Here is a 10,857-nt window from a genome sequence, read left to right on the forward strand (position 1 = left end):
GTGTGCCGGGTGGAGCACGGCCGGGGTGGAGTGGCTAAGGAGGAGATTCGGCAACCCACGCGGTCACTACGGCCTTTTGGGAAACGCCCTCGTGGCGTGCTACGCCGCCAGTGCATGTCGCGATGTTGTACCTGAAGCTGAGTTATCTATTCCCTCCATACAGCGCTCGATATTAGTAGATGTCGCAGTGGTGACAGATGTGGTAATAGGTCTAGAAATTAAGCTACATCATAGAGACGTGAGAAGCCTCGAAAGTCAACTAGACCCGGTAATAGAGGAATACGGACAAAACCTGAAGAAAAGCGGTATCTATCTAGGAGTTCTGCACTTCTTCACCTCCGAAGTGCCTCGGGTTGAGACACCACGCTGGGTACAGCTGGCACACCTACCGCCCGGCTGGCGTGAGTCGTTTAAAGCAGTAAAGAACGCCCTGAAAGGGCTGGCAGATAGTCTGGGCTTTAGATGGGCACCTGTGGGTGCCTGTGGTAATACAGCTTCACTTTTTTAAGCAGGTCGGCGTGTGTATGTGTGACTGTTGAGGTTGAGCTGGATATCCTGCGCGACAAGTTTAGAGAGTTGGTGACGGGTAACGAGAAGATCTCCGACGAGCTTATCAACATGATTATCCAGCGGAAGAGGTCGCTGGAGGTGGATTTCCACGACATCCTGATGTTTGACAAGACACTGGCAGACTTAGTAATAGAGAGGCCTAAGCAGGTCCTGCCAGAGGCGGACAAGGTGGTGCGGGAAATCGTAGAGGAGAAGGATCCCGAGACCGCCAGGCAGCTTAAGCGCTTCTACTTCAGAGTGCGGAACCCCCCGCTGGCGGTCCCTCTGAGGAAGCTCAGGTCGGAGTACATAGGCCGCCTCATAAAAATAGAGGGTATAGTCACCAGGCAGACCCCCCCGAAGCACTTCCTATACAAGGCGCTGTACCGGTGCACCCAGTGCGGCTACGAGATCGAGCTCATGCAGGAGCTGGAGCGCCACGTCGAGCCCCCCGCCAAGTGCCCCAGATGCGGCGCCTCAAAGAGCTTCACCCTAGTCACAGAGCTCTCCCAGTACATAGACTGGCAGAAGGTCATAATACAAGAGAGGCCGGAGGACCTCCCACCCGGCCAGCTACCCCGTAGCATCGAGGCGGTGTTGCTAGACGACTTGGTAGACACTGTCAAGCCCGGCGACATAGTGGCGCTGTCGGGAATCGTCGACCTCACCCTCAGCGAGCTAAGGAAGGGCAGGCCCCCCATCGTCACCTCCTACGTCCAGGGAGTCCACGTAGAGACGATGAACAAGGAGCTCGTGGAGGAGATCACTAAGGAGGACGAGCAGAAAATCCTCGAAATCTCGAGGCGGCCCGACGTGAGGGAGCTAATAGTCAGGTCCATCGCCCCCTCCATATACGGCTACGAAGAGGTGAAGGAGGCAGTTGCTTGCCTGCTCTTCGGAGGAAACGAAATCGTGTACCCAGACGGCGTCAGGGTCAGAGGCGACGTAAACATCCTCCTAATAGGCGACCCGGGCACCGCCAAGTCCCAGCTGTTGAAGTTTGTGGCTAAGATCGCCCCCCGCGCCGTCTACACCACGGGCAAGGGCTCCTCAGCAGCGGGCCTCACCGCCGCCGTGGTCAGGGACAAGCTGACGGGGGAGTTCTACCTAGAGGCGGGGGCCCTCGTCCTGGCCGACAAGGGTGTCGCCGTCATAGACGAGATAGATAAAATGGACGCCAAGGACCGGGTGGCCCTACACGAGGCGATGGAGCAGAACACCGTATCCATAAGCAAGGCAGGCATAGTGGCCACCCTCAACGCGAGAGCCGCCGTCCTCGCCGCCGCCAACCCAGCCTTCGGGAGGTACCTCCCCAACCGCACAGTGGCGGAGAACATAGACCTGCCCGTCTCCCTCCTCAGCAGATTCGACCTAATCTTCGTAATACGGGACGAGCCCAGGGAGGATTTCGACTCAGCCGTCGCCGGCCACATACTAGACCTCCACTCCGGCAAAACCCCCGAGGCCTTCCGCGACGTGCTGAGGCCGGACTTCCTGAGGAAGTACATCATGTACGCCAGGCGGTACGTGAGGCCGCTCCTCAGCGAAGAGGCAAAGGAGAGGATAAAAGCCTTCTACCTAGAGATGAGGAGGCGCTACCAAGGCCCCGGCACAGCCATAGCCATAACCGCCAGGCAGCTGGAAGCCCTCATACGCCTCACCACCGCCGAGGCCAAGATGAGGCTGTCCCCCATAGCCACCGCCGAAGACGCCGAGAGAGCCATAAGGCTCTACCTCGCCTTCCTCAAATCCGTAGGCATAGACATAGAGTCGGGCGCCATAGACATCGACGCAATAATAACCGGCGTCCCCGCCTCCCGCAGAGAAGCCTACATAAAAGTAGTGGAGCTACTAAAGAAGATGGAGGAGGCGGAGAAAGGCCCCGTCAAAATCGACAAGCTCAAGGCAGAGGCCGAGAAGCTGGGAATCCCCCCCGCCGAGGTCCAGCGCATCGTAGACCTGCTAATCCGCAACGGCGAGGCCTACACCCCCAGACCAGGATACATAAAACGCGTCACCTAGACCCATCCGGCGCAACACACGCGGCGCCACGGCACCCCCAAGCGGAGATCCCAAAAAGGGGAGAGGCGCCGGGGGTAGCCACAGCTCTGTTAAGCGCAATAGCGGGAAAAAGGTTGGGAACACCACAGCCACAGAGGCTACGTGATAGCGGGAGATCCATCTAAAAGACTTCACGAGCCTTGTCTGACCTACTCCCCGACCTGAAGGGCGAGGTTTGCAACCGCCACCATCAACACACTTGTATCAAGACAGCCCTCATTAATGACGCTAGCCCCTCTCCACATCTCTGCTCGTTATAACAACCCCCGCCTTCTTAAAGCCGTTGAGTAGCCTACCCAGCTCAAGGAGAAGCTTCTCCTGCTCAACCCGCCTCTCCCCCAGCACCTCCCTTAAAACTGCCCAGGCCAGCTCGTTCTTTTCAGTCAGAAAGGCATAAGAGGCAAAGGTGAGGAAAGCCGCCGACCTCACATCGCCTCTCAGCGATGCGTAGAAAGCCTTATACAAGCTGTGGAGCCCCCACGCTATATTAACATCCTCAACCTCATAAGCCTTGACCCTTACGCACCGCGCAATCTCGTAGACTACGTCACTAACCCCCGCGGCGCATCCCGCGCCTCTTGCCGCCTCTATAATCACACGTGCCAGCTCGATATCTGAAATGTGATTAGCGGCGTCCTTAACAATCTCAATACAACGCGGCTCTCCACACCTCTTCAACTCCTCCAGATAGTATCTAAAATTCCCAACAGCCTCCTCCAAAATCCTCTCCACAACAAGCCTCGCCGCCGCTGGGCTTTTAAGTTTAATACCAACCAAAGCCACACGCTACTAGTAAAGCCAACTTATTTGTTTTTGCCTAGAGGCCGAGCTACAGAGAGTTACAAACTAAGGCGGCACGGCATCACATCCTTACATAACCCCGCCGGCATATGAGCCGGCGTTGGATCCAGCACCTTATGCATCACGCAATCTCGACGCGCCGCTAATCCAGCGCAGATCCGGAAAGCACAGACACCGGGCGAGCCCTCTCGCAGGTTTTGCTACGTGTGAAAAACGTCGCCGTGCTAGCTTCGAACATATATAAGCCCGATGAGAATCTGTGCCGTGGGTAGAGAGGAGGCAGAGGTGCTGAAAGAGAGGGCGCGCCTTTTCCTAGACGCCGCAAAAGACGACTTAAGAGCCGGGAGATTCGACCTAGCCGCCTTCCACAGCGAGCAGGCGGCCCAGCTGGCGCTGAGGTACCTCCTAGCCTCCACAACAGGTTACTACCCACACACCCACTCACTAGCCACCCTCTTTGAACAAGTAAAAGAACTAAGAAGCGATTTGTGGAAGCTCTACCTGGATAATAGAATGGCGTTTGAAGTAATGGAGGACGCATACCTCGGCGGGAGGTACCTCCCCAGGCGGTACGCCAAATAGGTCGCCGAGCACCTGGTAAAAATAGCCGAAAAAGTCGTAGAGCTGTGCACCTCAAGTACTATATAGCCCGCAGACACGTGCTAGAGAACTGGAGGACCTACGTGGAGAGGCTGTGCCAGCCAGCCAAGGCCCTCCTAGGCGACGCCAAGATCATCGTCTTTGGAAGCGTCGCGAGGGGCAACTGGGCCCCAGACAGCGACATAGACGTCCTCGTAATATCGCCAAACGCCCCCGAAGACCCCTGGCGCCGCGCCGAGATATCCCTAGCCCTTAAAGACGCCGCGGGGGAAGCCGCCACAGCCCTCGAGCTACACATAGTCACACCACAGCAGTACCACAACTGGTACAAGAAGTTCATAGACGCCGAGGTAGAAATCTGCTGACCCACGGCGCCTGCCAGACAACAATTTTAAATCCACAGCCACAACACTCTGTGATAGACATAGGCGCCGTAATCAACTCACTCATAGCCCAAGCCCCACTGGCGGCCATCATCATAGCCACAATATACTACCACCTCGACAAGAAGATAGAAAAAGTCGACAGAAAGATTGAAAGACTAGAGGCCAGAATCGAAGCCATAAGAAATGAGCTAGGCAACAGGATAGAAGCCGTCAAGGCCGAGTTGCACAGCAGAATAGAGGCGTCAGAAGCGGAGCTACACGGCACTAAGACTGAACTCGGCAACAAGATAGAGGCAGTCAGAGCCGAACTTGACAGCAAGATTGAGACATCCAAAGCCCATCTGGCTGGCAAGATAGACGCAACCAAAGCCGAACTCAGTGGCAATATAGAGAGGGCCAGGGCCGAGCTACACGGCAAGATAGACAGCGTCAAGTCAGAACTAGGCGAGCTTAGACGGGATTTAAAATCGCTGGCAGACGGCTTCTACAGCTACCAAGAGATATTAATCCGCCTCCTCCACACCAAGGAGCTCATCGCACACAGCGAGGCCCAGGTGCTCTACGGAGCCCTCAAGGCCCTAGTCCCCACCGCCAAGTCCAAGTACTACACAGAGGAGGTCAAGAAGAGGCTAGAGGCCCTCCTCAGCAAAAACCTAGAAGACTACACATGGGACGACGTCGCCGAATTTGAAGAAATAGCAGAAGCCATATACAATGAGTACATCTCCACTGGAAGAGAAGACCTCCGCAAATACTACCCCAAGCTCAGGGTCTTCATAGCAATGATAAAAGCCATCCTAACAGACAAAGAACTCAAACAGACACAGCCAAAACCCTAAACCCACCCCACACGACGCCGCCTCCCACAGCAACACAGAGACGGAGCCATCCAGCCTATTAGAAACCGCGGCGCCGACCTCCCCCAGTATATAACACAATTACGAAAAGGGGAGAGTTCAAGAGAAGTTGCGCGGCCGCCCAGAGGCAGAGTGCACAACCCCTCCGCGGCGGGCAACCCCACCGCCCACATCATCGACCTACACACCTCCACAAGCCTTGTCCAAAACCCCGGATCCCATACGCGCCACGGCGAGCATACAGGGGCAAGCCGGCGAGCGGCCCCGGCCGCCAGAGCAATATTAATAAGCCAAGACGCCAAGCTAAACCGTGGCCCTCCAGCTCACCCCCAAGACACTGGAGTTGCTGAAGAAGGCGGCCGCTGGAAGAGACGTGGAGGAGTTCATACTGGGGTTACTTACAGAGAGGCTTGACCCTCCACAACGCGTAGAGGCTTACCTGGCGCTACACGAGAAGTACCTCAGGGAGGCTGAGGAGCTGTATCAAAAGGGCGACTTGGCGCAGGCCGGGGAGAAGTACTGGGGCGCCGTCGCCGCCCTGCTAAACGCCATAGCAGAGAAGCGGGGCTGGGAGCACTACAGCCACAGAGACTACGCCCTCGCCATAAACCGACTATACAGAGAGACAAGAGACAGAGAGCTTGTGGTGGGGTTTAGAATGGCCGAGGGCCTCCACGCAAACTACTACCACAACTTCATGGAGACGGAGGAATTTAAGCTACACAGAGAAGCCGTGTTGAGGCTGGTGGAGAAGCTGAGGGGTTTACTGGGGCTGTGAGCAGTTGAGGTAGTTCACGGCGGCGTTGATAGGTCGTTTATTCTATAGACGTGGGATATTGTAAATTGCCACCTGCCGCGGATGGCTATGTAGCCGATGTAGCGGGATTCGTCTACTGGGGTGAGGGCTATCTGTATCCCCTCCCCCTCCTGGGGCTCGCCGTGTATAAGCACAAATCCGCTTTTGACGAACTCCACGTCTGCGAGCTTCACCTTCTCGGATCTGCAGTCCCTCCCCCTGTGGCCGAAGGCCACCGCGAACTCCGTCCTCGCCGGCTCGGGGAGCTGGGCCTCGTTTAGAGCCCGCGTCAGCTCCGCCAGACCCCTTGTGAAGACGGGGTATATGTCGGCGTACACGCCCACGGCGCCTCTCTGCAGATCCGCCAAGACGTACACCGTCCCGTCTTCGTACACCCGCTTCGCCGCGTAGCCGCCGGGAAGGGGCTCCAGGTGGATAAAGCCCTCCCTATAAGTGGCGCGGCCCACCTCGTAACCAAGCCCAACGAGCCTCCCCAGCACCGCCGGCAGGTCAAAAGAGGTGCCGTATATAGCCCAGAATAGGTACGAGACGCCGTATATCATAGCCCCAGTTGCCTCTTTACTTTTTCCATGAGTTCTTTCACGTCGGCGGGAGCCAGCTCCCGGGCGCTACCAAGATCAGTTACCCACTTGTAAAGGACGTCTTGCACCGCCTTCTGGAGCTCCTCCTCAATTGGCTTAACTATGCTCTTTTTTAACTCCTCCAAGGCCTTTAAAAACTCCACGAGTTCACGTACGGAGGACACGTCTATAGCAATCCTCCACGTATTTAACTACATCGCCCTCGGCCCTCAGCTCGTAGCCGAACTCCTTCAACTTCTCCCTAAGCGCCTCAACCACCGCCGGCGCCGCCTTGAGCACCTCCAGCGACGCCATGGAAAGCGGCTCGAAGCTCCGGGGCCCCACGGCGATTAAAAAGGCCTTTGGGTTCAGCCCCATGGCCCTCATGTAGCCCACCAGCAGTGAGGGTGGCGCCCTGTGGGCGTCTACGAGGCGTGTCTGGTCAACGGTGAGGGAGCCCTCTATCCTCTCCACAGCCACCACCCCCGGGGGGAGGCGCGCGTCTACGTCTACAAAAACAAGGACGTCGTAGTCGGTGAGGTTGCCGAGGATGCCTATCCCGTGGGCGTCTCCGTCTAGGACAAAGGGGTTGAAAAGAGAGAGGTATTGAGCCAGGCAGGAGCCGAAGCCGTCGTCGCCATAGAGGGGGTTGCCCAGCCCTACAACGAGCAGGCGTTCCATATAACTTTCTCAATGACGTTGTAGACGCGGCCGCCCTCGCCCTTGGCCTCGAAGTGCACGGCGCATGCCAGACACGGATCGAAGCTACGGATTGCCCGCACTAAGTCCAGCCCGGTCCACTGGCTTGGCTCCACCTCCTCAGTCACCTTGTTGTTAAGCGCCGCCATTTCGAAAGGCCCGGCGCACTGATCCTTCCACGGCCCGGTGCATCTGTTATTCCTCGGGCTCACGTTGGGTGTGGTGGGCGCCTCGTACTGGTAGTTGGCAATCCTCCCGTTTTGCTGAACCAGCCAGTGCATACAGCTCCCCCTCGGCACCTGCCACCAGCCGAAGCTGTAGCTGAAGTCAGGCCATTTCCCAAAGTTCCATGGCCTAGAGGTCTGGACCTTGCCTGCGTTAATTAATTCAAGCGCCTTCACTAAGTTAGCCCATGCCACAGCCACAACAAGTGTCAAGTGGACAGCTCTCGCCAACAATCTTTCTAACGTAGTGGAGTATTTCGGCAGATTCCAAGTTATTACCAACTCGCCGTAGGTGCCGCTCGGCAGATCTGGATTCACGGTGCCTCCCGGCAGATATATCTTGAGCTGGCTACCGTTGCTCTCCCACGCCTTTATATTGCCAACCTCCACCTTCGTGGAGTGGAGAGTATTCAGCCACAGCTGGGAGATAGGCCCCGTCTCAATTGGGGCAATTCTCCCGTCCTTCAGCACAATGCGGGGCTCCGCCGCCCAGGTGTACTTCTCGGCGAAGTTTATAGCCCCGGGTTTCGGGATGGTGGTGCGGTTCCACATGTGGTACTTATACAGGGGGTCCATGCCGTGCACCAGCGGCCTCCCCAGCGGGTCTTCCTTAAGCCAGCCGTAGGGAGGCGCCACATTGGCCTTCACCCAGTCCTCGTAGAAGGAGGAGTCGGCGAACTCCACATAGCCCAGCTGTATCTCGGTGGGGTTCTTGCTGTATATCTCGTGGCCGATGGCCAACCCGGGCTTCTCCCACCTGGCGTTATACGCCGCGTCGAGTTTAGCATAGAGCTCCCTCCAGTCGCCCTTGGCCTCGTCGGTCATGTTGCTGTAAATCTCTGGATCGTCAGACCAGCCGCTGGCGTGCATAACAGGCGGATCGTGTGTCTTGCCCTGGGTCAAGGCGTAGGATTTCCCATCTGGAGTAGAGACGTGATCTCTGTAGAATTCGTACAAGTCCTGCCAGACAGCCCATACAAATTTAACCCACGCCGTGAGTAGAGAGAGGCGAGCATAGTACTCCTGAATCAACGACGGCAGGTTTGTAATGTCGGTGGAGATGCCGGCCGGTATAAGTGTCGAGGGGTGGGAGTGCCTGCCGTAGATTAAAACACCGGCCTCCCTCGCAATACGCTGATGTTTTACGGTGAGTTGCCATATCCTGCCCTGGATGGGGTTCATATCCCTCATTATGTCGGCGATGGTGCGGTACCCGTGGATATCTGAATACTTGGCCGGGGTTGTCTGCGCCGTCTTCCAAACAGACGGCGTTAATTTGCTCACCATCACCTCGCTGTAGTCAGGCGCCTCAAGCATGTTGAGAATTATGGAGTGGTCGTAGGTGTAGTCCGTCATGGCATAGGCCAGGTTTCTAAGGACGTTGCCCATGGAGAGGGGCGTCATGCCGGCTGCCGCGTCGCAGGCCCTAGTCGAGGCGTTGGCGTGGGCGGCCCCGCAGACGCCGCAGGTGCGGGAGGTTATGTGGATGGCATCCTCAGGCGGCCTACCCCTCAAAAAGACCTCAAAACCGCGGAACATCATAACCGTCGTGTGGGTCTTGGTGACGGCCCTCGTTGCGCTGTCTATCTCCGCGTAGAGCGCCAAGTGGCCCTCGATGCGGGTAATGGGGTCTGAGGGACTTCCTCCTGATCTGCGATAAAAACCCGGCTTACAACAGCGTGAGGCTGTGTAGAGAGTGGGGTGAGGAATTCGGCGCTGAGGTGCGCCAGGTCCAGCACCACCACGCCCACGCCCTCGCCGCCGCCGCCGACGGAGGCGTCGACGAACCCTTCGTGGCCGTCGCAATAGACGGAGTGGGGTACGGCGATGACGGCGCGGCGTGGGGCGGGGAGGTGCTCTACGTCGAGGGGACACGCTACGTGCGGGAGAAGCACCTCCCCTACGTCCCCATGCCCGGCGGGGATCTGGCGGCCCTCCGACCGGCGAGGATGGCCGCGGCGTACTTCCACAAGGCCCTCGGCGAGATCCCAAGGGGCTTGGCGCTCTACCTGCCAGGCGGCGAGGCCGAGCTGGCCCTCGTGGAGAGGGAGCTAAAGAGTCCCAGGACGTTGACATCCAGCGCGGGTAGATTTTTAGACGCAGTCGCCGCGGCTCTTGGAGTAGCCTGGGAGAGGACCTACGAAGGGGAGCCCGCCATAAAGCTCGAAGCCGCCGCGCGCGGAGGGAGCGGCCTACAGTTCCACGCGGAGGATCAGGTGGAGCTTTTCGCAGAGGCTGTGGAGGCGGCGAGGGGCGGCGCCTCGGTGAGAGATGTGGCATACAGCGTGCAACTGAGGCTAGGCCAGATACTAGGGGCCTGGGCCTGCGACGCCGCGGCCAGGCGGGGCGTCGGCGTGGTGGCTGTCTCCGGGGGAGCCGCAGTAAACGACATCATCTTAAGGGGTATAGCGGAAGAGGTTTCCCGCTGTGGACTGCGCCTTGTCCAGCACAGGAGAGCCCCGCCGGGCGACGGGGGGATAGCCCTCGGCCAGGTCTACTACGCCGCCTATCTCTAGCCGGAGGCTCCCGGCTCTATCTGCTCCGCCGGACTCACGATGTCTATACCCAAAGACCTGGCCAAGGCGCGCACAAAGTCCGGGTTTTTGTCGTGTATAAACGGCGACACTAGAAGCACTCTCTCAACCCTCCTCCCAGACACCTTTTCATACAGCTCAGCCTTCCTCTTTACATATGGCAAATCGCCACGTTTAACGGCGGAGGTGATCTCCACAAGGATGGTCACACCGTTCTTAACCACCACGTCTAGCTCCACCTCGCTTGGGTAGCCGTATACCTGGCCTTTGTCGTCGAAGTAGGTCCACCGCTCCACCACGTAGCCGGCCTCTCTAAGCAACTCCCTAACCCCCTCTCTGAAGGCCTCCTCACTCCACACACCCCACCTAGCCCCCAGGGCCGTAATCTGAATAGACAACTTCCTAATCTCAGCCCGCAACTCCTCCTTAGTAGCAAAAGCCTTCAAATCCTCCTTAGTTGCGAAGACTTTAAGATCCTCCTTGGTGGCGAATATCTTCAAATCTTCCTTGGTTGCGAAGGCTTTTAGATCTTCCTTAGTGGCGAAAGCTCTTAGATCCTCTTTTGTGGCGAAGGCCTTGAGATCTTCCTTTGTCGCCATCCTGTTTTTTATGTCTTCTAGCTCCTCCTTGGTGGCCAACGTCTTCAAATCTTCTTTTGTAGCTATTCTGCCTTCCACCTCTCCTACCCTTTCCTCTAATTTTTGGAGATTCTCCTTCGTCGCCATTCTGCTTTCCACCTCTTCTAGCCTTTTCTCTAATATTTGGAGAT

Annotated in this window: 13 protein-coding genes; 7 read left to right on the forward strand and 6 right to left on the reverse strand. The window is 57.4% G+C overall.

Annotated elements, in window-relative coordinates:
• Nucleotides 1-508, forward strand: a 508-nt coding sequence (locus tag ACP5J3_RS06985) for a hypothetical protein (RefSeq protein ID WP_428495024.1), incomplete at its 5' end; no start/stop codon positions are given.
• A 20-nt stretch (nucleotides 509-528) separates the two neighbouring features.
• A complete protein-coding gene (gene mcm, locus ACP5J3_RS06990; protein ID WP_428495025.1) occupies nucleotides 529-2,571 on the forward strand; it encodes a minichromosome maintenance protein MCM in 2,043 nt (680 codons plus the stop codon).
• Nucleotides 2,572-2,838: 267 nt separating this feature from the next.
• On the opposite strand, the gene ACP5J3_RS06995 is transcribed toward mcm, so the two are convergent.
• Nucleotides 2,839-3,393 carry a hypothetical protein gene (locus ACP5J3_RS06995; protein WP_428495026.1) on the reverse strand — a complete coding sequence of 185 codons (555 nt, stop codon included), beginning with the start codon at nucleotides 3,391-3,393 and terminating at the stop codon, nucleotides 2,839-2,841.
• A 282-nt stretch (nucleotides 3,394-3,675) separates the two neighbouring features.
• Here ACP5J3_RS06995 and ACP5J3_RS07000 point away from each other — a divergent pair, with 282 nt between their 5' ends.
• The 4 genes from ACP5J3_RS07000 to ACP5J3_RS07015 all read left to right on the forward strand — a co-directional run bounded on the left by ACP5J3_RS07000 (nucleotide 3,676) and on the right by ACP5J3_RS07015 (nucleotide 6,032).
• Complete coding sequence (locus ACP5J3_RS07000) at nucleotides 3,676-3,993, forward strand: HEPN domain-containing protein (RefSeq protein WP_428495027.1); 318 nt, start codon at nucleotides 3,676-3,678, stop codon at nucleotides 3,991-3,993.
• Between the two features lie 44 nt (nucleotides 3,994-4,037).
• The gene (locus ACP5J3_RS07005) at nucleotides 4,038-4,376 is read left to right on the forward strand and encodes a nucleotidyltransferase domain-containing protein (protein ID WP_428495028.1); all 339 of its coding nucleotides are present in this window, start codon (nucleotides 4,038-4,040) and stop codon (nucleotides 4,374-4,376) included.
• A gap of 50 nt (nucleotides 4,377-4,426) precedes the next feature.
• Nucleotides 4,427-5,236 (forward strand): hypothetical protein, encoded by an 810-nt coding sequence (locus tag ACP5J3_RS07010; RefSeq protein WP_428495029.1) that lies wholly within the window; start codon nucleotides 4,427-4,429, stop codon nucleotides 5,234-5,236.
• 328 nt (nucleotides 5,237-5,564) lie between these two features.
• The gene (locus tag ACP5J3_RS07015; protein ID WP_428495030.1) at nucleotides 5,565-6,032 is read left to right on the forward strand and encodes a PaREP1 family protein; all 468 of its coding nucleotides are present in this window, start codon (nucleotides 5,565-5,567) and stop codon (nucleotides 6,030-6,032) included.
• 14 nt (nucleotides 6,033-6,046) lie between these two features.
• On the opposite strand, the gene ACP5J3_RS07020 is transcribed toward ACP5J3_RS07015, so the two are convergent.
• From ACP5J3_RS07020 to ACP5J3_RS07035, 4 genes are read right to left on the reverse strand one after another with little or no spacing between them, the layout of a single operon-like run.
• Nucleotides 6,047-6,613, reverse strand: a complete 567-nt coding sequence (locus ACP5J3_RS07020; RefSeq protein WP_428495031.1) for a hypothetical protein — start codon at nucleotides 6,611-6,613, stop codon at nucleotides 6,047-6,049.
• Nucleotides 6,610-6,816 carry a hypothetical protein gene (locus ACP5J3_RS07025; protein ID WP_428495032.1) on the reverse strand — a complete coding sequence of 69 codons (207 nt, stop codon included), beginning with the start codon at nucleotides 6,814-6,816 and terminating at the stop codon, nucleotides 6,610-6,612. The genes ACP5J3_RS07020 and ACP5J3_RS07025 overlap by 4 nt, the downstream gene beginning before the upstream one ends.
• Entirely contained in the window at nucleotides 6,800-7,312 is a 513-nt protein-coding gene (locus tag ACP5J3_RS07030) for a hydrogenase maturation protease (RefSeq protein ID WP_428495033.1), read from the reverse strand. The genes ACP5J3_RS07025 and ACP5J3_RS07030 overlap by 17 nt, the downstream gene beginning before the upstream one ends.
• The gene (locus ACP5J3_RS07035; protein WP_428495034.1) at nucleotides 7,291-9,159 is read right to left on the reverse strand and encodes a nickel-dependent hydrogenase large subunit; all 1,869 of its coding nucleotides are present in this window, start codon (nucleotides 9,157-9,159) and stop codon (nucleotides 7,291-7,293) included. Before ACP5J3_RS07035 ends, ACP5J3_RS07030 begins: the two co-directional genes overlap by 22 nt.
• Before the next feature lie 44 nt (nucleotides 9,160-9,203).
• On the opposite strand from ACP5J3_RS07035, the gene ACP5J3_RS07040 reads away from it, so the two are divergent.
• On the forward strand, nucleotides 9,204-10,070 hold the full coding sequence (locus tag ACP5J3_RS07040) for a hypothetical protein (RefSeq protein WP_428495035.1): 867 nt from the start codon (nucleotides 9,204-9,206) through the stop codon (nucleotides 10,068-10,070).
• Here ACP5J3_RS07040 and ACP5J3_RS07045 read toward each other — a convergent pair.
• Nucleotides 10,067-10,849 (reverse strand): PD-(D/E)XK nuclease family protein, encoded by a 783-nt coding sequence (locus tag ACP5J3_RS07045; RefSeq protein ID WP_428495036.1) that lies wholly within the window; start codon nucleotides 10,847-10,849, stop codon nucleotides 10,067-10,069. The two genes, ACP5J3_RS07040 and ACP5J3_RS07045, sit on opposite strands and share 4 nt — an antisense overlap.
• Between the last annotated feature and the right edge of the window lie 8 nt (nucleotides 10,850-10,857).

The organism is Pyrobaculum sp., assembly GCF_049971835.1.
Lineage (GTDB): Archaea > Thermoproteota > Thermoprotei > Thermoproteales > Thermoproteaceae > Pyrobaculum.